Origin of the sequence: Goodfellowiella coeruleoviolacea, from assembly GCF_024171785.1 — a bacterium.
Classification (GTDB): Bacteria; Actinomycetota; Actinomycetes; order Mycobacteriales; family Pseudonocardiaceae; genus Goodfellowiella; species Goodfellowiella coeruleoviolacea.
Genome location: NZ_JAMTCK010000018.1, coordinates 124,622 through 150,799, shown reverse-complemented (window position 1 = coordinate 150,799; position 26,178 = coordinate 124,622). Strand labels below are relative to the sequence as shown.

General features: G+C 73.5%; 20 protein-coding genes. 11 read left to right on the top strand and 9 right to left on the bottom strand.

Going from position 1 to position 26,178, the window contains the following annotated elements:
- Positions 1 to 125 precede the first annotated feature (125 nt).
- A complete protein-coding gene (locus tag LX83_RS32040) occupies positions 126 to 1,499 on the top strand; it encodes a phenylacetate--CoA ligase family protein (protein WP_253778200.1) in 1,374 nt (457 codons plus the stop codon).
- 181 nt (positions 1,500 to 1,680) lie between these two features.
- Positions 1,681 to 2,682, top strand: coding sequence for an alpha/beta fold hydrolase (locus tag LX83_RS32035; protein WP_253778198.1), 1,002 nt, complete (start codon positions 1,681 to 1,683; stop codon positions 2,680 to 2,682).
- Positions 2,683 to 3,218: 536 nt separating this feature from the next.
- Here the strand turns inward: LX83_RS32035 and LX83_RS32030 are convergent.
- Positions 3,219 to 6,386 carry a BTAD domain-containing putative transcriptional regulator gene (locus tag LX83_RS32030; RefSeq protein ID WP_253778197.1) on the bottom strand — a complete coding sequence of 1,056 codons (3,168 nt, stop codon included), beginning with the start codon at positions 6,384 to 6,386 and terminating at the stop codon, positions 3,219 to 3,221.
- Between the two features lie 110 nt (positions 6,387 to 6,496).
- Between LX83_RS32030 and LX83_RS32025 the strand changes: the two genes are divergently transcribed.
- A complete protein-coding gene (locus tag LX83_RS32025) occupies positions 6,497 to 7,501 on the top strand; it encodes an NADP-dependent oxidoreductase (protein WP_253778195.1) in 1,005 nt (334 codons plus the stop codon).
- A 203-nt stretch (positions 7,502 to 7,704) separates the two neighbouring features.
- Positions 7,705 to 8,532, top strand: a complete 828-nt coding sequence (locus tag LX83_RS38580) for an HD domain-containing protein (protein ID WP_253778193.1) — start codon at positions 7,705 to 7,707, stop codon at positions 8,530 to 8,532.
- 107 nt (positions 8,533 to 8,639) lie between these two features.
- On the opposite strand, the gene LX83_RS32015 is transcribed toward LX83_RS38580, so the two are convergent.
- Positions 8,640 to 9,800 carry a M20 family metallopeptidase gene (locus LX83_RS32015; RefSeq protein ID WP_253778192.1) on the bottom strand — a complete coding sequence of 387 codons (1,161 nt, stop codon included), beginning with the start codon at positions 9,798 to 9,800 and terminating at the stop codon, positions 8,640 to 8,642.
- A gap of 299 nt (positions 9,801 to 10,099) precedes the next feature.
- On the opposite strand from LX83_RS32015, the gene LX83_RS32010 reads away from it, so the two are divergent.
- Complete coding sequence (locus LX83_RS32010; protein ID WP_253778191.1) at positions 10,100 to 10,867, top strand: EI24 domain-containing protein; 768 nt, start codon at positions 10,100 to 10,102, stop codon at positions 10,865 to 10,867.
- A 119-nt stretch (positions 10,868 to 10,986) separates the two neighbouring features.
- Here the strand turns inward: LX83_RS32010 and LX83_RS32005 are convergent, their stop codons facing one another.
- From LX83_RS32005 to LX83_RS31985, 5 genes are all read right to left on the bottom strand, one after another.
- Entirely contained in the window at positions 10,987 to 11,766 is a 780-nt protein-coding gene (locus LX83_RS32005; protein WP_253778190.1) for a S1 family peptidase, read from the bottom strand.
- Positions 11,767 to 12,009: 243 nt separating this feature from the next.
- On the bottom strand, positions 12,010 to 12,237 hold the full coding sequence (locus LX83_RS32000) for a DUF397 domain-containing protein (RefSeq protein WP_253778189.1): 228 nt from the start codon (positions 12,235 to 12,237) through the stop codon (positions 12,010 to 12,012).
- Positions 12,238 to 12,891: 654 nt separating this feature from the next.
- A complete protein-coding gene (locus LX83_RS31995) occupies positions 12,892 to 14,067 on the bottom strand; it encodes an ImmA/IrrE family metallo-endopeptidase (protein ID WP_253778188.1) in 1,176 nt (391 codons plus the stop codon).
- The gene (locus LX83_RS31990) at positions 14,051 to 14,845 is read right to left on the bottom strand and encodes a hypothetical protein (protein ID WP_253778187.1); all 795 of its coding nucleotides are present in this window, start codon (positions 14,843 to 14,845) and stop codon (positions 14,051 to 14,053) included. The genes LX83_RS31995 and LX83_RS31990 overlap by 17 nt, the downstream gene beginning before the upstream one ends.
- Positions 14,846 to 15,049: 204 nt before the next feature.
- The gene (locus tag LX83_RS31985) at positions 15,050 to 15,742 is read right to left on the bottom strand and encodes a VOC family protein (RefSeq protein WP_253778186.1); all 693 of its coding nucleotides are present in this window, start codon (positions 15,740 to 15,742) and stop codon (positions 15,050 to 15,052) included.
- 231 nt (positions 15,743 to 15,973) lie between these two features.
- On the opposite strand from LX83_RS31985, the gene LX83_RS31980 reads away from it, so the two are divergent.
- The 4 genes from LX83_RS31980 to LX83_RS31965 are packed head-to-tail and all read left to right on the top strand — an operon-like array spanning position 15,974 to position 21,550.
- Positions 15,974 to 17,257, top strand: a complete 1,284-nt coding sequence (locus LX83_RS31980; RefSeq protein WP_253778185.1) for an ABC transporter substrate-binding protein — start codon at positions 15,974 to 15,976, stop codon at positions 17,255 to 17,257.
- Positions 17,254 to 18,198: a carbohydrate ABC transporter permease gene (locus LX83_RS31975; RefSeq protein WP_253778184.1), complete on the top strand. Its 945-nt coding sequence runs from the start codon at positions 17,254 to 17,256 to the stop codon at positions 18,196 to 18,198. The genes LX83_RS31980 and LX83_RS31975 overlap by 4 nt, the downstream gene beginning before the upstream one ends.
- The gene (locus LX83_RS31970) at positions 18,191 to 19,033 is read left to right on the top strand and encodes a carbohydrate ABC transporter permease (protein WP_253778183.1); all 843 of its coding nucleotides are present in this window, start codon (positions 18,191 to 18,193) and stop codon (positions 19,031 to 19,033) included. Before LX83_RS31975 ends, LX83_RS31970 begins: the two co-directional genes overlap by 8 nt.
- Positions 19,034 to 19,066: 33 nt before the next feature.
- The gene (locus tag LX83_RS31965) at positions 19,067 to 21,550 is read left to right on the top strand and encodes a glycoside hydrolase family 2 protein (protein ID WP_253778182.1); all 2,484 of its coding nucleotides are present in this window, start codon (positions 19,067 to 19,069) and stop codon (positions 21,548 to 21,550) included.
- Here the strand turns inward: LX83_RS31965 and LX83_RS31960 are convergent.
- Complete coding sequence (locus tag LX83_RS31960; protein WP_253778181.1) at positions 21,522 to 22,232, bottom strand: DUF2238 domain-containing protein; 711 nt, start codon at positions 22,230 to 22,232, stop codon at positions 21,522 to 21,524. The genes LX83_RS31965 and LX83_RS31960 overlap by 29 nt on opposite strands.
- A gap of 301 nt (positions 22,233 to 22,533) precedes the next feature.
- Between LX83_RS31960 and LX83_RS31955 the strand changes: the two genes are divergently transcribed.
- Entirely contained in the window at positions 22,534 to 23,865 is a 1,332-nt protein-coding gene (locus tag LX83_RS31955) for an SGNH/GDSL hydrolase family protein (RefSeq protein ID WP_253778180.1), read from the top strand.
- Positions 23,866 to 24,086: 221 nt separating this feature from the next.
- On the opposite strand, the gene LX83_RS31950 is transcribed toward LX83_RS31955, so the two are convergent.
- Positions 24,087 to 25,757, bottom strand: coding sequence for an NAD-dependent malic enzyme (locus LX83_RS31950; RefSeq protein ID WP_253778178.1), 1,671 nt, complete (start codon positions 25,755 to 25,757; stop codon positions 24,087 to 24,089).
- A gap of 145 nt (positions 25,758 to 25,902) precedes the next feature.
- Here LX83_RS31950 and LX83_RS31945 point away from each other — a divergent pair, with 145 nt between their 5' ends.
- Entirely contained in the window at positions 25,903 to 26,166 is a 264-nt protein-coding gene (locus LX83_RS31945) for a hypothetical protein (RefSeq protein WP_253778176.1), read from the top strand.
- Positions 26,167 to 26,178: the final 12 nt, after the last annotated feature.

Sequence of the window (26,178 nt, the reverse complement as noted above, 5' to 3'; positions counted from 1 at the left end):
GGTGCGCCACCGGCGCCCCACCACCGCCCGGGACCGCCGCGCGCCTCGCCCGCCCCGGGCGCGGTCCGACCAGGCCGTTGACGCGTGCCCGTACCCGTGGCCCCAGCAGAGAGGACCAGTCCAGCATGGGGGAGAACCAGCGCCAACTCGCCCGCGACGCCCGCCGTGTCGTGCGGGAAGGCCCCGAGGCGATCGCCCGGGTGCAGCGCGCCCGCCTGGCCGAGATCGTCGCCCACGCCCGCGCCCACTCGCCCTACTACCGGGAGCTGTACCAGGACCTGCCGGACGGGGTGGACGATCCGGCGCTGCTGCCGGTCACCGACAAGAAGCTGCTGATGGCGCGCTTCGACGACTGGGCGACCGACCGGGCGGTCACCCTGGAGCGGGTCCAGGAGTTCGTGGCCGACCCCGGCCGGGTGGGCCAGCGCTTCCAGGGGCGGTACCTGGTGGCCACCACCTCCGGCACCAGCGGCGTGCGCGGCCTGTTCGTGATCGACGAGCACGCCCTGGCCGTGCACACCTCGCTCGGCGCACGCAGCAGCGGCGGGATGGGCGTCGCCGACGTGGTCCGCCTCGCCGTCCGCGGCGGCCGCACCGCGGTCGTGTCCGCGCCGCACGGCCACTTCTTCACCGTCACCTCCACGGTCCGGTTCGCGCTGGACCACCCGAGGTTCGGCCGGCTGACCCGGATCTTCCCGGTGGACCAGCCGCTGCCGGAGCTGGCCGCCCAGCTCACCCGCCACAACCCCGCCATCCTCAGCGGCTTCCTGAGCATGCTCGTGCTGCTGGCCGGCGAGCAGGAGGCCGGCCGCCTGCGCATCCGCCCGGCACTGGTCATCGCCGGCGGCGAGACCGCCACGCCCGAGGTCGTGCGGCGGCTGGCCACCGCGTTCCACACCCGGGTGCGCACCGCCTACGCCGCCACCGAGTGCGGCTTCCTCAGCTTCAGCTGCGACCAGGGCTGGTACCACGTCAACAGCGACTGGGCGGTGGTCGAGCCGGTCGACGCCGAGCACCGGCCCGTGCCGCCGGGGCAGTGGTCGCACACCGTGCTGATCAGCAACCTCGCCAACCAGGTCCAGCCGATCCTGCGCTACGACCTCGGCGACAGCGTGCTGCTGCGGCCCGACCCGTGCGAGTGCGGCAGCCCGCTGCCGGCGATCCGGGTGCGCGGCCGGGTGGCCGACGTGCTCACCTTCCCCGCCGCCGGCGGCGAGCCGGTCAGCATCTCCCCGATGCTGTTCGGCACGCTGCTGGACCGCGCCCCGGGCCTCACGCAGTACCAGCTCGTCCAGACCGCGCCCAGCACGCTGCGGGTGCGGCTGCGCCCGGTGTCCGGCGCCGATGCCGACCAGGTGTGGCAGACGGTGCGCGCCGAGATCACCCACCTGCTCGCCGAGCACCGGGTCGACCACGTCACCCTGGAGCGCGCCGAGGAAGCCCCGCAGCAGTCACCCGGCGGCAAGTTCCGCAGGATCATCCCGCTGAGCACGTCCTGACCACCCGAGCCGCCGCGGTCCGGGCTGGCGGGTTCGCCGGTCTCCCGGCCCTTCCCCGGCCCACGGCTGTCCTGGCGCACGGCTGTCCTGGCGCAGCGGCACCGCGGTGCCGCGCTCCCGCTTCCGGGACAGCCGTGCCCGCTGGCTGAGATGATGTCCGGCCGGAGGCGCACTCCCTCCCGTGGACACACCCCACCAGCAGAAGGAGAGCCAGCACGTGCCTGCCCGCGTCCCCACCGAACACCTCGTCGACCACGACGGCGTCGAACTGGCCGTGCGAGACCACGGCGGTGACGGCCCACCCGTGCTCCTGCTGCACGGTGCCGGGCGCACCCTGGCCGACTGGGCCGCGGTGGCGCCACTGCTGACCCCGCAGCACCGGGTCCTCGCCATGGATCTGCGCGCCCACGGCCGTTCCGGCTCCGGGCCCTGGACGCTGCCCGCGGTCGTCGGCGACGTCGAGGCGGTGCTGGCCGCCCTCGGCGCCACGCACGCGGTGCTCGTCGGGCACTCGCTGGGCGGGATGGTCGCCGTCCAGTACGCCGCGGACCACCCGGGCACGCCCGCCGTGGTCAACCTCGACGGCCACGGCATGGGCCGCCCCGAGCAGTACGCGGGGCTGGACGCCGACTACGTGACGGGCCGGCTCGCCGAGATCAGGGCCATGGCGGAGCGGGCGGCCGGACGACTGCTGCGGCCGGCGGACGTGGACGCGCTGCTCGCCCAGCAGACCGCCACCGGACAGGCCCTGGGCATCCCCGGGGAGCTGCTGGCGGCGGGGCTGCGGCGCGCGCTGGCCCAGCGCCCGGACGGGCACCTGTGCCTGCGGCCGGAGCCGGAGCCCGCGGCGCAGATGCAGGCGGTCGTGCACGAACTCGACGTGTTCCCGCTCTACCGCAGCACCCGCACACCCGTGCTGGTCTGCCGTGCCGGCCGCGCGAACCCGTCGACACCCGGCCTGCCCTGGGTCGACGAGCTGTGGGCCGCCTACGCCCGGGGACTCGACCGGGACCTGACCGAGCTGGCGGCCACCCATCCCCACATCACCGTCGAGGTCGTCGACGCCGCCCACGCCATGCACCTGGAACGGCCGGACGAGATCGCCCGGCACATCCGCACCTTCACCGCGCGCCACTGCCGGCCCCGGGCGGACTCGGATGCGCCGGTCGGCCGGGACCGGTGACCGGTGGCCGGGAAGCTGCGCGTCACCGTGCCCCACGCCCGCCTGCGCGGCACCGAGTACCGGGTGATCCGGCCGGCCGGCCGCGCCGCTGACCCTGATCCACCTGCCGCTGCACGCGAACACCCGGCCGACCCCGGGGTGGGCGCCGGGTGACCGCCCCGGAGCACACCTGGACCTGGTCCTGGCACAGCAGTGGCGGATCGACGAGACCCGCCACCACCGGGGGTACCGGGACCGCTTCCACCAGCACCTGCACGCCGAGACGCTGTTCATGACCGGCAGCGCCAAGGTCTTCCGCGACACCGCCTGCCGCTCCTGGGCGTGGCCCGCCACGGCCCCGCTTCGCCGTGACCTGGCCAGGGGAAGGCCACTAGTGCACCGAGTTCCACACCACGGACGGCACCCTGGGCAACGCCAGGGAGATCCACGTCGAGTACTGCCACCCACCCCAGTAGCGCTGACCGACTGTCCACAATGGCGTGTCCACTGTGGTCTGTACACAGTGGACAGCTCCCGGCCGAACAGGCGGGTGAGCGCTACGCGGGGACGCTCTCCGGCGGCATGCGCGTGCCGTGCTGGAACTCCGCGTCGAAAGCGTCCGGCCCGAGGTCGTCCCGCAGCGCCCGGGTGAGGCGGTCCACGTCGGCGCGCTCGGCCGGCGGCAGCGGCGCGCCCACCGCCTGGCGCAGCGCGGCCGCGGCGCCGAGCAGCCGCGCCGCCGTGGCGGCCTGGCCGGCGAGCCGGTGCGCCCCGGCCAGGCCCTCGAACGACAGGGCGACCGCGCGCGGGTCGCCGACCGCGCGGGCCGCGCGCAGGCTCTCGCGGTGCAGCCGCAGCGCGGTCTCGGCCTCGCCGAGCTGTTCGGCGGCGAACCCCAACTCGGTCAGCGCCAGCGCCAGCCCGGGCTCGCCCTCGACACCGCGCAACCAGTCCACCCACTTCTCCAGGTGGTCGCGGGCTGCCGCGTACCTGCCCTGCCGGCGGGCGCTCAGCGCCAGCCCGGCCTCGGCGAAGTGCTCGGCGACCCGGTTGAACTGGCTCACCGCGAGGTCCAGGGCCCGCCGGTGGAACTGGTCGGCGGCCGCGAAGTCCCCTTCCAGCAGCGCGATCCGGCCCAGACCGGACAGCCGCAGCGAGGCGTCGCTCCACAGCCCCAGGTCCTCGGCCATGCGCAGACCCTCCCGGTGCAGCGCCGAGGCCCTCGGGTAGTCACCCCGGATCTCGGCGATCTCGGCGAGGGTGTTCGTCGCCTTCACCTGGCCCCACTGGTCACCGAGTTGGTGGAACAGCCCGGCGCTGTCCAGCGCGTCCCGTTCGGCCGAGGCGAGTTCACCGCGGGCCCGGCTGATCGTGGCGCGCACGCTCAGCGCCGCGGCCACCCCCCACCGGTCGTCCAGCTCGCGGAACGCGGCAAGGGCCTGGTCGAGCAGGCTGGCGGTGGTGGCCAGCCCGGCGAAGCCGCGCTGGGCGTAGCTCACCAACCACCGGGCCCGCGCCCTGGCGCGGGGGTCGGTGATCCGGTCGCAGTGGTCCGCGGCCGACGCGCCGTCGGGCTCGGCGCCGTTGCTGAGCAGCAGCGCGACCGCCGCCCGCCAGCTGGCGGCCAGCGCGTCCGCGCCGAGCCCCAGCGCCAGGTCCAGGCAGCGGCGGGCCTCGGCCAGCCGGCCGCGCAGCACCCAGTACCACCCCAGCGCGCTGACCAGCCGGGTGGCGGCGCCACCGTCGGCCAGCCGCACGGCCGTCTCCAGCGCGGTGCGCAGGTTGGCCCACTCGTCGTCGAGGCGGCGCAGCCACCGGCGCTGCTCGTGGCCGTGCAGGTGCGGTTGGGCGCGCTCGGCGAACTCCAGGTAGCAGTGGAGGTGGCGGCGGTGCACCTCGTCGTGCTCGCCGGCCTCCCGCAGCCGCTCCAGGCAGTAGTCCCGAACCGACTCCAACAGCCGGTAGCGGGGGCCGTCCGGGCCGTCCACCACGAGCACGAGCGACCGGTCGACCAGCCGGACCAGCAGGTCGAGCACGTCGACCCCGGGCTGGGCGCCGACCTGTTCGGCCGCGGCCAGGGGGCACCCGTCCGCGTGCACCGCCAGGCGGCGCAGCACCACGCGTTCGGGCTGAGACAGCAGCTCCCAGCTGTAGTCGATCATCGCCCGCAGGGTCCGCTGCCGGGCCGGGGCACCGCGCCAGCCCGAGGTGAGCACCCGGAACCGGTCGTCGAGGCGGGCGGCCAGCTCGCGCACGCCCAGCCCGCGCACCCGGGTGGCGGCCAGCTCCAGCGCGAGCGGGATGCCGTCCAGCCGCCGGCAGATCGCGGCCACGGCGGCGGCGTTGTCCCGGTCCAGCGCGAACCCGGGGGCCGCCGCCGCGGCGCGGGCCACGAACAGGGCCACCGCGCTGGCGCGCGACACGTCCTCCGGCCCGGCCGCCGGATCGGGCAGCGCCAGCGGTGGGACCAGCCACACCCGCTCACCCGGGATCGCCAGCGGCGCCTGGCCGGTGGCCAGCACGCGCAGGCCCGGCGCGGCCCGCAGCAGCGCCTCGACCAGCGCGGCGACCGGCTCGATGACGTGCTCGCAGTTGTCCAGCACCAGCAGCAGGTGCTTGGCGCGCAGCGCACCGGCCAGCCGGCTCAGCGGATCACAACCGGGCGTCGGGCCGACGTCGTCGCGGATGTCGAGCACCGCGGCCACCACGTCGGCCACGGCCGAGGTGGCGGCACCGGAGGCCCGGTCCAGACCGGCCAGCTCCACCAGCCAGGCGCCGTCCGGGAAGCCCCCGGCCACCGCCCTGGCCACGTCCAGCGCGAGCTGCGTCTTGCCCACCCCACCCGGCCCGGTCAACGTCACCAGCCGCGCCGACCCGACCAGCCCGCGCACCTGCTCGACCGCGTCCGCCCGGCCCACCAGGTCGGTCACGGCCGCCGGGAGGTTGCCGCGCGGCCGCCCCGCGCCCGCCGGGGCGTCGAGTGCCGGGTCCTGCCGGAGCATGGCCGCGTGCAGGGCCCGCAGCCGCGGCCCCGGATCCACGCCGAGGGCGTCGGCGAGGTGCGCGCGCACCTCGGCGTAACCGGACAGCGCCTCGCCCTGCCGGCCGGCCCGGTACAGGGCGAGCAGGTGCGCGGCGCGCAGCCGTTCCCGCAGCGGGTGGCGGGCCACCAGGTCGGCGAGTTCACCGGCCAGCGCGGCGTGCTCACCGAGTTCCAGCCGCGCCTCGACGTGCTGCTCCAGTGCGGCCAGCCGCTCTTCCGCCAGCCGCGCCGCGCTCGGCCGGACGAACTCCGCGTCGGCGAAGTCGGCGTAGGCCGGGCCGCGCCACAGCGCCAGCGCGTCGGCCAGCAGGTCCGCGCGCGCCCTCGGGTCGCGGGTGGTGCCCGCCCGGGCGACCAGCGCCCGGAACCGGCCCGCGTCCACCGCCTCCGCCGGCACCCGCAGCAGGTAGCCGGCCGGCTGGGAGACCACCAGGTCCCGGCCGCCCGGCTCGGCCCCGGCCAGCGCCCGGCGCAGCTGGGACACCCGGGTGTGCAGGGTGTTGGTGGGGTTGCGGGGCAGCCGGTCGCCCCACACGTCCTCGATCAGGCGCTCCGCCGACACCGGGCGGCCCTCGTGGACCAGCAGGTCGGCCAGCAGCGCGCGGACCTTCAGGTCGGGGACCCGGACCGGCTGGCCCTCGGCCGTCCACACGGCCAGCGGGCCGAGCACCCCGAAACGCATGGTCGCAGGCTACTTGAGGCGCACCCGCAGCCAACCTCAAGCGAACCAGAAGGCGCGGCGCGCAGGGTGGTGGCGACAACCGCGAGCGACCCGAAACGAGCGAGAAACCCATGATCAACCGTGAGTTCCGGCTGGCCTCCCGTCCCGTCGGCGAGCCAGGGCCGGAGAACTTCGCACTGGTCGAGACCGAACTGCCCGAGCCGGGCCCCGGCCAGGTCCTGGTGCGCAACACCTGGATGTCGGTGGACCCCTACATGCGCGGCCGGATGAACGACGCCGAGTCCTACATCGCCAAGTTCGAGCTGGGCGGCCCGCTGGAGGGCGACGCCATCGGCGAGGTGATCGCCTCGAACGCGGCGGACGTGCCGGTCGGCGCGACCGTGTCGCACTTTCGCGGCTGGCGGGAGCACGCGCTGCTCAACGCCGACGAGGTGAGGGTGGTGGACACCGCGATCGCGCGGCCGCAGGACTACCTCGGCGCGCTCGGCGCGACCGGGCTGACCGCCTACCTCGCCCTCACCGAGACCGCCCCGGTCACGCCGGGCGACGTGGTCTTCGTGTCGGCCGCGGCGGGCGCGGTGGGCAGTGTCGCCGGGCAGCTCGCCCGCAAGCTCGGCGCGGCCCGGGTGATCGGCTCGGCCGGCGGGCCGGACAAGTGCCGCCGGCTGGTCGAGACCTTCGGCTTCGACGCCGCCCTCGACTACCGGGCCGGGTCGGTCGCCGAGCAGCTGGCCGCCGCCGCGCCCGACGGCATCGACGTCTACCTCGACAACGTCGGCGGCGACCACCTGGAAGCCGCGATCGACGCGCTGAAGGTGCACGGCAAGGCCGCGCTGGTGGGCATGATCAGCCGCTACAACGCCACCGGTCGCCTGCCCGGCCCCAGCAACATCTACTCGGCGGTCACCAAGCGGCTGACCCTGCGCGGCGTGCTGGTGACCGACCACCTCGACCGGTTCCCCGACTACATCGCGCGGGCGGCGGCGTGGCTGGCCGACGGCTCGCTGCGCACCGAGGAGACCGTGGTCGACGGCCTGGAGCGGGCGCCGGAGGCGTTCCTCGGCGTGCTCCGCGGCGCCAACACCGGCAAGATGCTCGTCCGCCTGGGCGCCTGAACCCGTGCCCGCCCGGCCAGCCGTGACCGCGGGGCAGGCTGTCTACTGTGGACGATCGTGGTGGTGGACCGGCACCGGCTCACCACCACGCGGTCGGACCGCCTGGCGAGAACCGGGCGGATCCTGGCTTCTTCACCCCTGTCCGACCCGGTGATCCGGTTCCTACTCTCTCGTCACCAACCACGCACGAGAGAGATGCCCACGTGACCGACAAGCACGACGAAGCGAAGACCGTCAGCCGGCGCACCGCCCTGCACCGCACCGCCGGCCTGGCCGCGGCCGGCGCGGTGTCCGCCGCGTTCGCCGCGGTGGTGTCCACTCCCACCGCCGCCGCCGACCCCACGACGTCGTCGGAATCCGGTGACACCACGGCGAACCCGGGTGCCCCCGCCCTGCCGTCGAGCGTGGCTGGAGTCCGCATCCCGGACAGCGCCCTGGCACGTCGCACCGCGGCGTTCGCGCGCGGCGTCAGCTCGGAGACGCTGTTCAACCACCTCATGCGGACCTATCTCTTCGGTTCGCTGGTGTTCGACCACCAGGGCGTTCGCTACGACCGGGAAGTCGTGTTCGTCGCGGCACTGCTGCACGACCTCGGACTGCTCGACGCGTTCCAAACCCCGACCGAGCGGTTCGAGGTCGACGGCGCTGACGCCGCCCGGCGGTTCCTGCGGGAACAGCGCGTGCCAGCGGACCGCGTGGAGCTGATCTGGGACGCGATCGCGCTGCACACCAGCGTCGGCATCGCGACCAGGAAGCGGCCGGAGATCGCCCTGATCTCGGTCGGCTCCGGAATGGACTTCACCGGTAACGAACTCAAGCAGCTCCCGGCCGACGCGCTCGACGAGGTGCTCACCGTCTTCCCCCGCAAGGGCTTCAAGCGGGAGGCGATGGACAGGATGCTCGCGCTGTGCCGCACCAAGCCGATGGGGGAACTCATGCACCCCTTCGCCGAGGTCGGCCGCAGGCACATCGCCGGCTTCCCGGTGCCCACCGTGGAGGACATGCTGCTCGCGGCACCGTTCGACGAGTGACGACCCGGCAGCGCCCCGCCCGCCCGGATCCCGAGCAGGGGGCCGGGCGGGACCGGGTGCGGCGGTGGGCCGGCGCACCGGCCCACCGCGGTGTCGGTTGTGGACGGTCAGCGGATGGTCTGGGTGGTGATGAGGGCGGCGGCCAGCGCGGTGCGTTCGAGCATGCCGCGGATGCTGATGTGTTCGTGGCGGGCTTCGGCGCCGTCGCCGACGGCGCCGAAGCCGTCGAGCACGGGTAGGCCGAGCGCGGCGACGAAGTTGCCGTCGCTGGCGCCGCCGACGGCGCAGTCGCGCAGGTCGAGGTTGATCTGGGTGGCCAGCCTCCTGGCCTGGTGGTAGAGGTCGACGGTGCCGGGGGAGCGTTCCATGACCGGGCGGTTCCAGTCGCCGGTGATGGTGAGGGTGGCGCGGGGGTTGTGGGGGCGCAGGGCGGCCAGTGCGGCGTTGACGCGGGCGAGTTCGCTGGCGCTGCGGACGCGGATGTCGATGTTGCCGTGTGCGGTGGCGGCGGTGACGTTGGAGCGGGTGCCGCCGGTGACGACGCCGACGTTGACGCTGGTGCCGGCGTCCAGGTCGGTCAGCGCGTGCAGGGCAAGGACCGCGCGGGCCAACTCGTCGATGGCGCTCACACCCTTGGTGGGATCCAGCCCGGCGTGCGCGGCCACGCCCTCGACGGTGATCTGGAACAGGCCCACGCCCTTGCGCGCGGTCTTGATCGCGCCGTCCGCGCTGGCCTCGAACACCAGGGCGGCGCGGGTGCCGGCGGCCTCGGCCTCGATGACCGGGCGGGAGGCCGGGCTGCCGATCTCCTCGTCGCCGTTGAGCACCAGGCGGATCGGCGGCCGGGGCAGGCCGGCCTCGGCCAGTGCGCGCAGCGCCCACACCGCCTGCACCAGACCGGACTTCATGTCGAACACCCCGGGCCCGGTCACCGTGTCACCGTCCACAGTGAACGGCCACTCGGCCAGGGTTCCCCTGGGCCACACCGTGTCGTAGTGGCACAGCAGCAGCAACGGCTGGTCGCCCTCGCCCGGGAAGTCGTACACCCGGATGTCGCCGTGCTGGCCGCCGTCGTACTCCCGCACCGCCGCGGGGTCACCGAGCCGCTCGCGCACCCATCCGTCCAGATAGGACAATCCGGCCACCAGGCACGCCCTGTCGTCGCTGGGCGTCTCGATCTCCACGTACTTGGCCAGGTCGGCGAGCATGTCCTCGCGGTGCTGGCCCACCCAGTCCAGCAGGGCGGGGACGTCGACGGTGGGACTCATCAGTTGGCCTCCCGGGGCAGCTCGTGTTCCAGACCGGCCGGGTGGTCCTCGGACATGGCGACCTGCCCGGACTCCACTGTGGCCGGTACCGCGAGCATCTCACGCGCAGCGGCGGTTCCGGCCCGGGTGTGGTGGCGGCCTCGACGACCAGCCGGTGGTGGTGGCGCGGGCAGCCCCGTCGGACCAGGGACCACCCGCCTGGCCGCGGGGGAACTCGCTGGTGCCCCCGTGCCGGGGCTTGTCATCGGTAAAGCCGGGTTGACCCGGCGTTGACCCGGGTTTCTCTATCCTTCGGCCCTGTGATCACTGCAGCGCGCGATTTCGCCCAGGGTGTGGGCACGTTCTTCCGCGGTCTGGGACTGGTGTTCCGGTCGCCCCGACTGGTGCTGCTCGGCGCACTGCCCGCCCTGCTCACCGCCGTACTGCTGCTCGGCGGGCTGGTGGCGCTGGCGGTGTGGGCCGACGACCTGGTGACCTGGGCGACGCCGTTCGCCGACGACTGGAACGAGGTCACCCGCGCCACCGTCCGGCTGGCCGCCGGGGTGTCGCTGGTGCTGGGCGCCACCGCGCTGGCGGTGCTGGCGTTCGCGGCACTGGCGCTGGCCGTGGGCGGGCCGTTCTACGAGGCCATCGCCGAGCGGGTGGAGGACGAGCTGGGCGGGGTGGCCGAGGCCGAGTCGCTGTCCTGGTGGCGCGGCTGGTGGATCGGGCTGCGCGACGGCATCACCCTGGTCGTGGTGGCCGCGCTGGTGGGGATCGTGCTGTTCGCCGCCGGGTTCATCCCGGTCGCCGGACAGACCGTGGTGCCGGTGCTCGGGGTGTGCGTCAACGCCTGGCTGCTCGGGCTGGAGCTGACCGCCATCCCGTTCGCCCGGCGCGGCCTGGCCCTGGCCGACCGGCGGCGGGCGCTGCGCCGGCGGCGCGCGCTGACCCTGGGCTTCGCCCTGCCGGCCTACCTGCTGTGCCTGGTGCCGTTCGCCGCGCTGGTGGTGATGCCCGGCGCCATGGCCGGCGGCACCCTGCTGGCGCACCGCGTGCTCACCGCGCCCGAGCCGGCGCGGGCGTGAGCGCGGCACCCCGGGCGGTGCCGCGGGGCTGACCCGCTGGTCCGGACAAGCCACCGGCCGCGGTGGGGGAGCCACCGCGGCCGGGTCGTGCTGGTCGTGCTACCGGGTCAGCCGCGCGATCAGGAGTTGATCTGCTGGGTGATCAGCGAGCTGTAGGTGGACACCCGGGTGTAGACGCCCGGGTAGCCGGCCAGCGCGCAGCCGTTGCCCCAGGAGGTGATGCCGATCAGCTTGCCGCCGGCCACCAGCGGGCCACCGGAGTCGCCCTGGCAGGTGTCGGTGCCGCCCTGGGTGTAGCCGGCGCACACCATGGCGGTGCTGCTGTACTCGTCGTAGGCGGACGAGCAGGTGGCGTTGCTGGTGAGCGGGACGGTCGCGGTGAGCAGGTACCGCGAGGCCGAGCCGCCCGAGGACGTGGTGCCCCAGCCCAGGATCCTGGCCGAGGTGCCGGCCGCGTACAGGGCGCTGTCGGCCGAGGTGGCGATCGGCAGGGTGGCGTAGGACAGGTTGCGGTCCAGGGTCAGCACGGACACGTCCGAGCCGATCGTGGCGTCCACGTAGTTCGGGTGGATCCAGATCTTGGTCACGTTCGCGACCACGCCGGCGCTGCTCTGCTTGTCCTCGCGGCCGGCCACCACGCGCACCGCGGACGGGCTGTCGCCCTCGGTGCAGTGGGCCGCGGTGACGACCTTGTTGGGGGCGACCAGGGTGCCGCCGCAGTACTGGAAGCCGCTGGTGGTCGCCAGGTAGACCGTCCAGGGGTAGGTGCTGATGCTGGCCCGGGTGCCGCCGACGATCTGCCCGTCGGCCATGGCCACGCTCGCGCCCATCAGGGGCAGCAGGACGGCGACGACGAGCGCGCCGACCATCCGCCGCAGGCGGTGCAGGGTTTCCGCCATCGTTGTTCCTCTTTTCACTCAGTGCCCCGGTTGCGGGGCAAACAAAGAGCAACAGAACGATGACACAGCGCACAAGCGGCCGTTCGGCGTAGCGGACGCCGACGTAACAAAGAGCCGACCCCCGCGTTCACCGGAGGTAACACCCCCACCCGCGAGTTGGCTTTGCAAACCCCCCGAGTTGACACTTCACGCAGGCCCAAACGGGTGACAGTCCCCCAGTCGCCGCCGGCTGGCCCGCCCCGGTCAACCAGATCGCCCGGCCATGCCGGCGCGACCCGCGTCAACACCGCCCGCCCTTGGCCGCGGTGAGAAAGCCGGCCAGCTCGCGCCGGGGAAGGCCAGTGCCGTCCCGCCCGGATTCTTGCTGTCCCGCAGGGGAACCACGCCTGGTCGATGCGCCAACTCAACGCAGCTACCGGCACTGCCGTTGCGGTAGCTGGACTTCCGCCAGGCCGACTGGTGTTCACCCATGACTCGCCCCCGGTTCCTCGCGATACCGGCGGACACCCCACCGGACCGCGCATCGCCCAACGCGGACGCACTGACCTGCCGGCAGACCAGGACCTGGTGGTCCACATGGGCCGGTTCGTCCAGGTGGATCTCGCCGGTGGTTCGCCACGACGGGGCCAGGAACCACGTCCACCTCAGCCAGGTCGAGATCCCCCGCGCGGGACGGTAGCCGTGCCGATGAACGTGGCGTGGTGGACCGACCCGAGGGACGACGGCCTGTGCCGCGCCTTCCCCCACGACCAGCGCAACGCCCCCGGGCGGCACCCACCAGGCGATCGGGGACTGCCGGCTCGTCATCGCCGTCGACCAAGGGGATCCGGGAAACCACCGGCCGTGCGGGTCTGCCCTGTGTGCAGGCCGCGGCCATCACCCGACTGCCGGAGCCTGTCGAACCCCCGGGCGGCGCGGTGATCACCGACAGTGGATCCGCGCCCGCGCCGACCGGGTGGCCACGCGTGCTCGCCGCCTTCCGCGAGCGGCTGCGCTCCGACGAGCCGCCGCGCCGCCAGGACCTCGACCACGTCGGCGGCCGCCTGGTCCTGTTCGGCGGCACCCTCACCGGCCACCGGCCGCTGATCGCGGCTGCCGGGAGCCCCACCCCGCGCGCCGCGCGGGTCAGGGGACCAGGCGCAGCGGTGGCCGGGTGTCCGGGAGGTTGAGCAGCTCGCGCACCCGCCGGGGGTGCCAGCACAGCTCCGCGGCCAGGTTGTCCACGGTCAGCCCGTGCTGGGCGGCCAGCTCGAACGCCCGGGTGAGCAGCACGGGCTGCTCGCCGGGGAAACCGGTGACCGGCTCGTCGGCGAACACGCCCTGGCCGCGCAGCACGTTGAGCCGCTGGTAGGCGCGGCTGGCCGAGGACCCGGACAGCAGGCCCAGCTCACGGCACCGGTAGAGCAGCGACTTGATCGACACGCCCCAGGTGTCGCGCAACCGGGCCAGCGCGGTGAAGTCGGCCCTGGCCGGCAGGTGCGGGGCGATGCTGGCCCTGGGCGTGAGGAACTCCGCGGCGAAGGTGTCCGCCTCCCGCTCGTGCTGCACGTCCCCGGGCGCGGTGTCGCCGTGCAGCACCAGGTGGCCCAGTTCGTGCGCGGCGGTGAACCGGTGCCGGTGGACGTCGTCGGCGCGGTCCGGGGTGAGCACGATCAGCGGCCGGGGCAGCCGGGAGGTGGAGAACGCGTCGATGCGCGCGGCCTCGGCGCTGTCCAGCGGCAGCATGGTCACCACGATGCCGCGGGACTCCAACAGCCGCACCAGGTGCGCCACGGGCCCGTCGGCCAGACCCCAGCGCCGGCGCACCGCGCGCGCCGCACCCGCCGGGTCGGCCGGCACCTCGTCGGTGGGCAGCACCTCGCCGCCGGCGAACCCGGGCAGGTCCACCGGGGGCATCTGGACCCGCTTCTCCAGTGCGTGGGTGAGTTCCCAGACCTGCGAGGCGAAGGCGACCGCCCGGTCCCGCTGGTAGGCGCGGGTCGAGCGCAGGCTGCGGAAGTGGGTGACGGACACGTCCAGCTTGGCGTGCGGGCGGCCGGCCGCGAAGAAGGCCAGTGGCACGTCGAGCAGTTCGGCCAGGCGCGGCAGCACCTCCGGCCGCGGCCGGGTGACCCCGGCCTCGTACTGGCCCACCGCGGCCGGCGTCACCCCCAGCCCCTCGGCGATGTCCTTCTTGGTCATCCCGGCCAGGTGGCGGGCCTGGGTCAGCCGGGCCGGGTCGAACGCGCTCGCCACGCCGGCCGGGGCGGGCGCCGCCGCCCGCAGCAGGCGCAGGCGGGGTTGGTCAGTGCTGTCGTCCATTGTCCTGTGTGGTCGGTTGGTCGGGGGTGTGCTCGGTGTCCGGGGGAACACCCAGTTCGCGCAGGTGTGCGGCGCGCACGTCGAGGCCGATGTCCGGCTGGTGGCCGTGGCCGAACCGGGCGGTCCGCTCGGCCGCACCCACCACGCGCAGCCGGCGCGCCAGCTCCGGCTCGGCGCTGGGCAGCGGCAGCGGTTCGTGGTGGCCCCAGCGCAGCGCGCCGTCACCGACGTGGTCGGCCTCGCCCCACTCCACCCGCAGCAGCCCGGCCTCCGGGTTGCACGCGTAGGCGATGGTGATGAGCTGGATGTCCGCGCCGAGTTCGGGCAGCGGGCGCGGCCGGTCCGCGGGGACCGGGTCGTCCCAGCCGGGCAGCGGCGGCTGCGGGTCGGCGACCGACGGCGCGTGCGCCCCGTAGAGCTGGGCGCGCTGCGGGGACACCGGCTGCGGCAGCCGGGCCCGGGTCACCGGGACGTCGACCCGGTCGGTGTAGCGCAGCGGGAAGAAGGCGTGGCGGCCGAACACCACCAGCGCGTAGCCCTGCAACTGGGCCATGCGCGCCTCACCCAGCGCGCTGATCGCCGCGAACAGTTCGTCGTACTGCTTGGCCCACAGCGTGGTGCCGTAGGTGCGCAGGTTCGTCATCGCCGCGATGTCGTGGGCGGCACGGGCGAGCTGGTGCGCGCGGTCGAGGGCGGCGGGAACCGCCTGCCCGAGGTCGTCCGCGGCCGCGCCGAACGTGCGTCGCGCCCAGGTCGAAGCCGGTATCGCCAGAGCCATGACCCGCTCCCCTCCGCTTCCGGCGAGCGCCGGTGGTCCGAGTGGATCACTTCATCGGCTTTGCCGGAAAGCACGGCGACACTTTAGTTGATCGCAGCCGAAACCCGTTCCGCGACCTGCCGGCGGCAGGGTCACGTTCGGGGCGACCTGCCGGTCGCGGGCCCCGCTCCTGGAGCCGCTGCCGAGGGCATCCGCGGGCCGCGCTCAGTCGCGGCCCTGCCAGGTGGTCACGCAGACCTCGTTGCCCTCGGCGTCGGCGAGCACCCAGAAGGCGGGCGCGCGGTCGGCGGAGCGCAGCGTCCCACCGGCGGCCAGTGCCGCCGCGACGCGCTGCTCGGCCTCGTCGTGCGGGACGGACACGTCCAGGTGAATCCGGTTGCGCTGCGGGCGCGGCTCGGTCATCTGCTGGAACCAGACCGCCGGGTGCTGACCGAGCGGATCGATGAGCGGGTCCTCCGGCCCGGACGCGCCGGCCTCGTCGACGTAACCGAGCACCGCTTTCCAGAACGGCCGGATGCGGGCGATGTCCAGGGCGTCCACCGCGATCTCGACGAGTTGGACGGCCCGGGTGTCGGTGCCGACCCCGGGGTCGAGCCGTGTTCCCCGGTCGGCCGCGAGCGCGGCGATCCGCCTGGCGAGATCCACCTCGTCGGGTGTCGGGCCCTCGGCGGTCGGTGGCGGCACCGTGAGCAGCACCCGGTCCGGGCGCAGGTCCAGCCGCAGGCGGCCCTCGGCGTCCTGGCCGAGGGCCCGGGTCAGGTGACCGGCCAGCTCGGCGGCCTGGGCCAGGGAGGCGGTCCGGACCGACGTGCACAGCGCACCCAGGACGTACCGCCACCCCAGGTCGCTGACCGCGGCCGAGATCTGCTGTCGACTCCACCGCTGCACGCTGTCCACCCCGCGTTCCCGTGTCGGATCAGGTTGGTGCGCAGCCTGCCACGGCGGCCTCGCGCGTCCCGTGGCGGCCGGGGCCCGGTCCGCGCTTCCTTGACACTTAACCGGTTAATTGCTTCTATCGCTGTGACGTACTTCTCAGGGGTGACCCGAATTGCGTCCCTGCGTCTCCTCTGAGCCCACCCAAGTCTCAAAGGAGCGACTGTGCGATCGAGGAAGGGTGTAGCGGCGCTCGTGGCTGGACTGGGCCTGTCCCTGGGGCTGGCCGGTTGCGGGTCGGGTGGCGGCGCGGACCAGACCACCACCCTGACCTACTGGGCCAGCAACCAGGCGGCCAGCCAGGAGCAGGACAAGCAGATCCTCCAGCCCGAACTGGACAAGTTCCGGCAGCGGACCGGGATCACGGTCGAGGTGGAGGTCATCCCCTGGTCCGACCTGCTCAACCGGATCCTGGCGGCCACCTCCAGCGGCGAGGGGCCGGACGTGGTCAACATCGGCAACACCTGGTCGGCCTCGCTGCAGGCCACCGGCGCGTTCACCGCCTTCGACGACGCCACCCTGGCCAAGGTCGGCGGCCGGGACCGCTTCCTGGCCAGCAGCCTCGCCTCCACCGGCGCGGTCGGCCAGCCACCCGCCTCGGTGCCGGTCTACGGGCTGTCCTACGGCCTGTTCTACAACAAGAAGCTCTTCGCCGAGGCCGGCATCACCGCGCCACCGTCCACATGGGACGAGCTGGTGACCGTGGCCACCGCACTGACCAAACCGGACCAGCAGCGGTGGGGCCTGGGCATCCTCGGCTCCAGCTACACCGAGAACGCGCACTTCGCCTACCTGCTGGGCCGCCAGCACGGCGCCGAACTGTTCGACGGCGACACGCCCCGGTTCGACTCACCGCAGATGGTCGCGGCGGTGCGCCAGTACGTGGACCTGCTGGCCACCCACGAGGTGGTCAACCCCAGCAACGCCGAATACCTCAACGACGTGCAGATCCTCTCCGACTTCGCCGCCGGCAAGACCGCCATGGTGATGATCCAGAACAACGCCGTGGCCAACCTGCGCACCATCGGCATGCCCGAGGCCGACTACGGCGTGGTGCCCATCCCCATGACCGACCCGCTTCCCGCCGGCGGCAAGCGGGTGAACAGCCACGTCGCCGGCGTCAACCTCGGGGTGTTCGCCAACAGCGACAACCCCGGGGGCGCAATGACGTTCGTGGAGTTCCTGACCAGCCCCGAGGAGCAGAAGATCCTCAACCACGCGTTCGGCACGCTGCCCGTGGTGCCCGACGCCTACACCGACCCGGCGTTCCAGACGCCCACCATCGAGACGTTCCGCTCGGTGCTGGCCGACACCGCCGAACCCCTGCCGATGATCCCGCAGGAAGCCCAGTTCGAGACGCTGATCGGCGCGGCCCTCAAGGACCTGCTCGCCCGGGCGGCCAGCGGGCAGCCGGTGGACGACGCCACCATCCACGACAAGCTCGCCACCGCCAACGAGCAGATGAAGAGCGCCGGATGAGCACGGCCGCGGACGTGGGGCCCCGGCCTGCCCGGCGGCGCTGGTCGGCGCGGGCACTGCCGTACCTGATCCTGGCGCCGGCCCTGGTCGCCGAACTGGCCGTGCACATCGTCCCGATGCTGGTCGGGGTGTTCATGAGCACGCTGCGGCTCAACCAGTTCTCCATCCGCGACTGGGTCAACGCCCCGTTCGTCGGGCTGGACAACTACGTCTCGGTGGCCACCCTGGACTCCAGCGTGGCCGCCGGCCTGCTGCGCTCGTTCGGCGTCACCGTGCTGTTCAGCGTGCTGGCCGTGCTCGGCGAGTTCCTGCTCGGCCTGGCCGCGGCCGTGGCGCTGCACCGGCCCTTCCGCGGCCGGGCCGTGCTGCGCACGCTGTTCCTGGTGCCCTTCGCGCTGCCGATGTTCTCCTCGGTGATCACCTGGATGTTCATGCTGCAGCGGGACACCGGCCTGGTGAACACCGTGCTGGTCGACTGGCTCGGCCTCACCGACGAACGCCCGTTCTGGCTGGTCGGCCAGAACAGCTTCGTCAGCCTGGTGGTGGTCGCGGTCTGGCGCACCTGGCCGTTCGCGTTCCTGACCATCACCGCCGGCCTGCAGAGCATCCCCACCGAACTGTACGAAGCGGCCAATGTGGACGGTGCCGGTCCGTGGCGGCGGCTGTTCTCGATCACCCTGCCGATGCTGCGGCCGGTCAACACCGTGCTGCTGCTGGTGCTGTTCCTGTGGAGCTTCAACGACTTCAACACGCCCTACCTGCTGTTCGGCCAGGCCGCCCCGGCCGAGGCCGGCCTGATCTCACTGCACATCTACCAGTCCTCGTTCGTCACCTGGAACTTCGGCCTCGGCTCGGCCATGTCCGTGCTGATGCTGCTGTTCCTGCTGGTGGTGACGGTCGGCTACCTGGCCGTGGTGAACCGGAGGCGCGACAATGGCTGAGTCGGGCTGGGCCCGCTGGATCAGGCGGGCGGTGATCACCGCCCTGGCCGTGTTCACCCTGGTGCCGCTGTACGTGATGGTCAGCTCCTCGGTCAAGCCGCTGCGGGACGTGCAGGGGCCGTTCACCGCCGTCCCCTCCACCATCACCCTGCAGCCGTTCGTGGACATGTGGCGGACCGTGCCGCTGGCCCGCTACTTCGTCAACAGCGCGGTGATCGCGCTGGGCGCCATGGTGTGCTCCATGGTCATCGCGATCCTGGCCGCCTACGCGGTCAGCCGGTTCCGCTTCCGCGGCCGGGGCACGTTCCTCACCTCGGCGCTGGCCACCCAGATGTTCCCCGGAATCCTGTTCCTGCTGCCGCTGTTCCTGATCTTCGTCAACCTGGACCGCGGCTTCGGGCTGGAGCTGTTCGGCAGCCGCGTCGGCATGGTCATCACCTACCTCACCTTCGCCCTGCCGTTCTCGATCTGGCTGCTGGCCGGCTACTTCGACGCCATCCCGCGCGAGCTGGACGAGGCCGCGCTGGTGGACGGCACCGGACCGCTTGGCGCGCTGTTCCGGGTGCTGCTGCCGGCCGCGCTGCCCGGAGTGGCCGCGGTCGCCGTGTACAGCTTCATGACCGCCTGGACCGAGGTGCTGTTCGCGTCCGTGCTGACCACCAGCGAGACCCGCACCCTCGCGGTCGGCCTGCGCGCCTACGCCACCCAGTCCAATGTGTACTGGAACCAGGTGATGGCCGCCTCCCTGGTGGTCAGCGTGCCCGTGCTGCTCGGTTTCCTGCTGCTGCAACGGGCCCTGGTCCAGGGGCTGACCGCCGGCGCGGTCAAGTCCTGACCCGCCAGCGCCCACCCACGTCCAAGGAGCACCGTGAAGACACATCTGCACCAGGGCTGGACCCTGCGCGTGGCCGACACGTCCACCGCCGTGGAGATCCCCGCACCGGTCGCCGACGCCGTGGTGCCGGCGAGCGTGCCCGGCTGCGTGCACACCGACCTGCTGGCCGCCGGCCTCATCCCCGACCCCTACCTGGACGACAACGAGGCCGCACTGGCCTGGATCGGCCGCACCGACTGGCACTACCAGACCACAGTGGACTGGCGACCGGGCGGGCACGAGCGGGTGGACCTGGTCTGCGCCGGACTGGACACCGTCGCCCGCGTCGACCTCAACGGCGTGGAACTCGGCCGGACCCGCAACATGCACCGGTCGTACCGGTTCGACGTCACCGACGTGCTGCGCGCCGGCGGCAACGACCTCGCCGTGCGCTTCACCTCCGCGCTCACCCACGCCGAACAGCTGCGCGACCAGCTCGGCGCCCGGCCGCACACCAACCGGTTCCCGTTCAACTTCGTCCGCAAGATGGCCTGCAACTTCGGCTGGGACTGGGGGCCGGAACTGGTCACCGCCGGCATCTGGCGGCCGATCTGGCTGCACGCCTGGTCCACCGCCCGGCTGGCCGAGGTCCGGCCGCTGGCCACCGTGTCCGACGGACGGGGACGGGTGGCCGTGCACGTCACGGTCGAGCGGACCGCCGCCGGCGCGGACCGACCGCTGCTGGTGCGCGCGACCGTGGGGGAGCACACCGCGAGCGCGGAACTGGCGCCGGGCGCGGACACGGCCGTGGTCGAGGTGAGCGTGCCCGACCCCGCGCTGTGGTGGCCCACCGGGTACGGCGACCAGCCGCTGTACCCGGTGCGCGTCGACCTCACCGCCGAAGGGTCCACAGTGGACAGCTGGGACGGTCAGACCGGGTTCCGCACGGTGGTCCTGGACACCACCCCCGACGAGCACGGCACCCCGTTCCGGTTCGTCATCAACGGCAGGCCGGTGTTCGTGCGCGGCGTCAACTGGATCCCCGACGACTGCTTCCCGCACCGCGTCGACCACGACCGCTACGCCAGTCGACTGGCCCAGGCCAAGGACGCCGGCGCGAACCTGCTGCGGGTGTGGGGCGGCGGCATCTACGAGAGCGAGGACTTCTACCGGCTCTGCGACCAGCTGGGCCTGTTGACCTGGCAGGACTTCCTGTTCGCCTGCGCCGCCTACCCCGAGGAGGAGCCGCTGCGCGGGGAGGTGGTCGCCGAGGCCCGGGAGGCCGTCACCCGGCTGGCCCCGCACCCCAGCCTGGTGCTGTGGAACGGCAGCAACGAGAACATCTGGGGCTGGCACGACTGGGGCTGGCCGGAGCGGCTCGGCGAGGCCAGTTGGGGGCTGGGCTACTACCTGGACGTGCTGCCCGGCCTCGTCGCCGAACTCGACCCGACCCGGCCCTACCTGCCCAGCAGCCCCTGGTCGCTGTCCGCCGACATCCACCCCAACGACCCCGACCACGGCTGCGTGCACGTGTGGGACGTGTGGAACGAGCGCGACTACACCGCCTACCGCGACTACGTGCCCCGGTTCGTGGCCGAGTTCGGCTTCCAGGGCCCGCCCACCTGGTCCACGCTGACCAGGGCCGTGTCCGACAAGCCGCTCACCCCGGACAGCCCGGGGCTGCTGGTGCACCAGAAGGCCGCCGACGGCATGGGCAAGCTGGCCCGCGGCCTGGCCGGGCACTTCCCCGAGCCGGCCGGCACCGACGACTGGTTCTGGGCCACCCAGCTCAACCAGGCCCGCGCGGTCAGCCTCGGCATCACCCACTTCCGGTCCTGGCAGCCCCGGTGCGCTGGCACCATCTGGTGGCAGCTCAACGACTGCTGGCCGGTGGTCTCCTGGGCCGTGGTCGACGGGGACGCCCGGCGCAAGCCCGCCTGGTACGCGCTGCGCCGCGGCTACGCCGACCGGCTGGTCACCATCCAGCCGCGCGCCGCCGGGCTGGCCGTGGTCGTGGTCAACGACACCGACCAGCCGCTCACCGACACGCTCCAGCTCACCCGGCGCTCGTTCACCGGCGCGGTGCTCGCCGCGGCCGAGGTGGCCGTGTCCGTGCCGGCGCGTGCCAGCCACACCGCGCCGGTCCCGCCCCACCTGGCCACGCCCGGCACGGCCAGCACCGAACTGCTGGTGGCCGACGGCACCGCCGAGGGGGTAGACCGGGCGCTGTGGTTCTTCGCGCCCGACACCGACCTGGCGCTGCCCGTCCCGGACCTCGCGGTCAGCGCGGTCGCCGCACCCGACGGCTACCGGGTGCACGTCACGGCCGGCGCGCTGGTCCGGGACCTGGCGCTGCTGGCCGACCGGGTCAGCGCCAACGCGACCGTGGACGACATGCTGGTCACGTTGCTGCCGGGGGAGTCGGTGACCTTCGCGGTGCGCACCACCGCCCGGGTCGACCCGGCCGAGTTCACCGCCCCGGAGGTGCTGCGCAACGCCAACCAGCTGGTCACGCGGCCGGCCGCCGCGCGCGGCTGAGCGGCGGCGGGGCCGGCGTCGCGGGCGCGGGGTGGGCGGGGGCAGCCGCGCCGGTCCACCCCAGCTGGCGGTTGTGCGCCCGGCCCAGCAGCAGTTGGGCGAGCAGCGCACCCAGCAGCGCCATGGCCATGTCCCACTGGGCGTCCACCGGGTCACCCTGGGTGCCCAGGTAGGCGTCGCCCACGCCGCCGCCGATCAGCCCGGCCACCACTTCGACCAGTTCGAAGGTCGCGCTGATGCCCAGGCACATCGCGGTCACCACCACGGCCAGCCACCCGCCGGGGCGCAGCGGCGTGCGCCGCACCAGCAGCTCCCGGGTGATGACCGCGGCCACCAGCCCCTGGGCCACGTGGCCGATCCGGTCGTAGTGGTTGCGGGCGAAGCCGAACCAGTCGCGCATCCAGTCCCCGAACGGCACCTCGGCGTAGGTGTAGTGGGCGCCGACGCTCATCAGCAGTGCGGCGCCGGCCATCACCCGGTAGGCGATCGGGGTCAACCGGTGCCGCGCGAAGGTCACCACCAGCAGGGGGATCGCCACCAGGATCGGCGCCACCTCCAACACCCAGGTGGCGTAGTCGTGCGGTCGGATCGCGGAGACGGCCACCGCCAGTAGCACCAGAACCAGCAGCGCGGCGGGTTCGCGTCGGCGGGTGGCTGCGGTGGGGTTCGCGGTGGCGGCCATGCCGGGCTGATACCCAGCGGCGGCACCGATCACACCCGATCGGCGATTCACCGCCACCTGTTCACTACCCTGCGTAGCACAACCACTCGGCAGATGTCCTTGACGTGTCCAGCGGCGGTTCGCTACTTTCACTCGAAATTTACGGAGACTGCCTCGAATGTTTCGACACCACCGGGTCAACGGGATGAGCCCCACCGCCGATGGCGATCACGCGTGGTGATCGTGCCGGCGGGCCTGTCCACCCAACCCGGATGTTCGTGCTAGTTCCAGATCCCGCAGAACCACCGAGGGTGTGCGTCCCATGAGCAAGACGTCGTCGTTCACCGTCCTGGCCCTGGCCGCGGCCGCCGTGCTGGCCGTGCCGGCGATCGACCCGGGGCGCGCCACCAACACCCCCAACACCCCCGAAACCCCCGAGGCCAACGCCGCGGACGGCGCCGGGTCCGGGCCGGGCGGACGCTGGGTGCACACCTGGGTGTCCATGCCGCAGCTCACCGAGCCGGGCAACATGCCGCCCCCGCCGTTCACCCAGGTCGGCCGGGTGCTGGCGGACACCACGCTGCGCCAGACCGTGCACGTCTCGGTCGGTGGCCAGCAGTTGCGGCTGCGGTTCTCCAACGCGTTCGGCGGCGCGCCGCTGCCGATCACCGCGGTGTCGGTGGCGCTGCCCCGGGACGGACGGGCCGGGGTCAGCGGGGTCCAGCCGGGCACCATCCGGCCGGTCACCTTCCACGGCAGGCCCGCCACGGTCGTGCCGGTGGGCGCCCAGGTGGTGTCCGACCCGATCGACTTCACCGTGGCCGCCCAGAGCAACCTCACCGTCACCACCTACCTGGCCCAGGGTCAGGCCTCCACCGACATCACCTCCCACCCCGGCTCCCGCACCACCTCCCACCTGCTGGCCGGCAACCACGTGAGCGCCCAGGACCTGCCGGGCGCCACCCCGGTCGACCACTGGTACTTCCTCAGCGGCGTGGAGGTGCGGGCCAGCTCCCGCACGTCGGCCGCGGTGGTGCTGGGCGACTCGCTGACCGACGGCCGGGGCTCCACCACCAACGGCAACGACCGCTGGCCCGACCAGCTGCTGACCCGGCTGCGGTCCCACCCGGCCACCGCGGACGTGGCCGTGCTCAACCAGGGCGCGGGCGGCAACCGGGTGCTCAACGACGGCCTCGGGCCGAGCGCGCTGGCCCGGCTGGACCGCGACGTGCTCGCGCAGAGCGGGGTGGCCTGGCTGGTGGTCTTCGAAGGCGTCAACGACATCGGCACCGCCGAGGCCACCGACGCCGCCCAGAAGCAGGTCGCCGACGACCTCATCGCCGCCTACGAACAGATCGTCGTCCGCGCCCACGCCCAGGGCATCCGGGTCTACGGCGCGACCCTGCTGCCGTTCGGCGGCCACGACTACGACGACCCGGCCGGCCACCGGGAAGCCGCCAGGCAGGCGGTCAACGACTGGATCCGCACCAGTCGGCGGTTCGACGAGGTGATCGACTTCGACCAGGCGCTGCGCGACGCGGCCGACCCCCGGCGCCTCGCGGCCGCCTACGACGTCGGCGACCACCTGCACCTCAACCCCACCGGTTACCGGGCGCTGGCCGAGGCCGTCCCGACCCGGCTGTTCACCCGCTGACCAGCGGCACCCGCCGACCACCGCGCACCGGGCCAGCTGCCGCGCGCCTGGCCCGGTGCGCGGACCACGGCACCCCGCTCGACCGCCCGCCACCCCCGCGATGCCGTCGGAACGATCGGGCAGGTTGTGTATCGGCGTGGTGACCGAAAGTTTCCAGGCTCGGGTCGCCGGACCGGTCGGACCCGAGGGGGAGTCGAGGGTCAGCCGGTCCGAGTCGAGGGTCAGCCGGTCCCGTCCGACTCGTCCGGGTACACCGGCTGCCACATGGCGTCGTGCACCCGCTGCACCAGGTTGTCCACGTCGGCGCGGGCCACCCCGTCGCGGGCCGCCCGCTCGGCCACGGCCACCGCCACCGTCGCCGAGGAGACCCGCAGGTTGGCCACCTCCGGCAGCAGCGGCGCGCCCGGCGCGGACACGTCCGCCAGCCCGGTGATCGCCTCGGCCGCGGCCTGCAGCATCCCGTCGGTCACCCGACTCGCCCGCGCCACGACCGTGCCCAGCCCGAGCCCCGGGTACACCAGCGCGTTGTTGGCCTGGCCGATGACGTGGGTGGTGCCGTCGAGGGTGACCGGCGGCACCGGGATGCCGGCCGCGACCAGCGCCCGCCCCCCGGTCCAGGACAGCACGTCGGCCGGCATCGCCTCGATCTTCTCGGTGGGGTTGGACAGCGGCAGCACGATCGGCCGCTCCACGTGCCGGGCCATCCCCGTCACCACCTGCTCGGTGAACGCGCCGGCGCTGGTGGAGGTCCCGACCAGAACGGTGGGGCGCACCCGGTCCACCACGGCGGCCAGGTCGGTCAGCGCGCCGTCCCACTCGGACACCTCCCGCGCCGGTCGGGCATACGGCACCTGGTAGTCACGCAGGTCCGACATGCTGTCCACGAGCAGGCCCTGTCGGTCCACGCACCAGATCCGGCGGGTGGCGGCGTCCTGGTCGAGACCGTCGCGCACCATGGCGTCCCGCAGCTGGTCGGCGATGCCCACCCCGGCGGTGCCGGCGCCGAACACCAGCACCCGCTGCTCCCGCAGGGCGGCCCCGGTCACTCGCAGTCCACTCAGGACAGCCGCGAGGGTGATCGCGCCGGTGCCCTGCATGTCGTCGTTGAACGTGCACACCCGGTCGCCGTAGGTCCGCAGGATGCGCCGGGCGTTGCCGGGGCCGAAGTCCTCCCAGTGCAGCAGGGCCCTCGGGAACAACTCGCTGACCGCGTCGACGTAGGCGGCGACGAACTCGTCGTAGGCGGCCCCGCGCACCCGGGCGTGCCGGTGGCCGACGTAGAGCGGGTCGTTGAGCAACTCCTGGTTGTCGGTGCCGACGTCGAGCACCACCGGAATACCCCTGGCCGGGTGAATGCCTGCCGCGGCCGTGTACACCGCGAGTTTGCCCACGGAGATCCGCACCCCGCCGACACCCCAGTCGCCGATGCCCAGGATCTGCTCGGCGTCGGTGGCCACCACCAGGTCCACGTCGTCGGCGCCCAGCTTCAGCGCCTCGAACGCCGGGCGGATCTCCGCCGGCCGGTCGATGCACAGGAACACACCGCGCGGCCAGCGGTACTCGTGGCTGTACCGCTTGATCGCCTGGCTGACCGTCGGGTCGTAGACCACCGGCAGCAGTTCGGCCAGGTGGTCGGCGAGCAGCCGGTAGTACAGCACCTCGTTGCGGTCGTGCAACTGCTCCAGATAGGTGTTCCTGGCCAGGTCGTCGGGCTGCCCGCGCACCTGCGCGTAGGCGCGGCTGGCCTGCTGGTCCAGGGTCAGCACGGCCGGCGGCAGCATGCCGACCAGCCCGTGGCGCTCCCGTTCCGCCTGGGTGAACGCGACCCCCTTGTTGCGCAGCGGATCGCTCAGCAGCGCCCGACCCCTCGGCTGTCCACTGTGCCCAGTCATCCGAGCCTTCCCCGATCGGCGCGGTCTCCCGGGAGACGCCCGGTACCCCTTGCCGCGACGCTACCGCCGGCCGGCATCACCCGCAGGGGATGGCGCCGGGCGCACGCCGATCGCGCACCGCGCGGATTGCTGCCATGCTGCTGTGGTGACCGCGATCTGGTTGTGGAACTGGGGAGAGGGCGTGCGCTACGCCATCGAACCCGGCGCCGAGGGCGGTTACGACACGGTCGTCGAGACCGGGTTCGGCAGCCTGGACCGCGAGCACTGGGACACCCTCGACCAGGCCACGGCGCACTTCCGCGACGCCCTGGTCGACCACGCCGAAGCCGGTGAGGAGGGCGCGGCCGGCGCACTGGCCGCCCTGGACGCGCTCAGCACACCCACCGAGCGGCCACCGCTCGGCGAGTAGCCCGCTCAGAGC

Bases quoted from the DNA above. Each gene is read 5' to 3' on its own strand.
- LX83_RS31955 (WP_253778180.1), top strand. From the start codon at position 22,534: ATGAGCAAGACGTCGTCGTTCACCGTCCTGGCCCTGGCCGCGGCCGCC.
- LX83_RS31950 (WP_253778178.1), bottom strand. From the start codon at position 25,757: ATGACTGGGCACAGTGGACAGCCGAGGGGTCGGGCGCTGCTGAGCGAT.
- LX83_RS31995 (WP_253778188.1), bottom strand. From the start codon at position 14,067: ATGGACGACAGCACTGACCAACCCCGCCTGCGCCTGCTGCGGGCGGCG.
- LX83_RS32000 (WP_253778189.1), bottom strand. From the start codon at position 12,237: ATGGGTGAACACCAGTCGGCCTGGCGGAAGTCCAGCTACCGCAACGGC.
- LX83_RS32015 (WP_253778192.1), bottom strand. From the start codon at position 9,800: ATGAGTCCCACCGTCGACGTCCCCGCCCTGCTGGACTGGGTGGGCCAG.
- LX83_RS31970 (WP_253778183.1), top strand. From the start codon at position 18,191: ATGGCTGAGTCGGGCTGGGCCCGCTGGATCAGGCGGGCGGTGATCACC.
- LX83_RS31990 (WP_253778187.1), bottom strand. From the start codon at position 14,845: ATGGCTCTGGCGATACCGGCTTCGACCTGGGCGCGACGCACGTTCGGC.
- LX83_RS32030 (WP_253778197.1), bottom strand. From the start codon at position 6,386: ATGCGTTTCGGGGTGCTCGGCCCGCTGGCCGTGTGGACGGCCGAGGGC.
- LX83_RS31960 (WP_253778181.1), bottom strand. From the start codon at position 22,232: ATGGCCGCCACCGCGAACCCCACCGCAGCCACCCGCCGACGCGAACCC.
- LX83_RS31975 (WP_253778184.1), top strand. From the start codon at position 17,254: ATGAGCACGGCCGCGGACGTGGGGCCCCGGCCTGCCCGGCGGCGCTGG.
- LX83_RS32005 (WP_253778190.1), bottom strand. From the start codon at position 11,766: ATGGCGGAAACCCTGCACCGCCTGCGGCGGATGGTCGGCGCGCTCGTC.
- LX83_RS32025 (WP_253778195.1), top strand. From the start codon at position 6,497: ATGATCAACCGTGAGTTCCGGCTGGCCTCCCGTCCCGTCGGCGAGCCA.
- LX83_RS32040 (WP_253778200.1), top strand. From the start codon at position 126: ATGGGGGAGAACCAGCGCCAACTCGCCCGCGACGCCCGCCGTGTCGTG.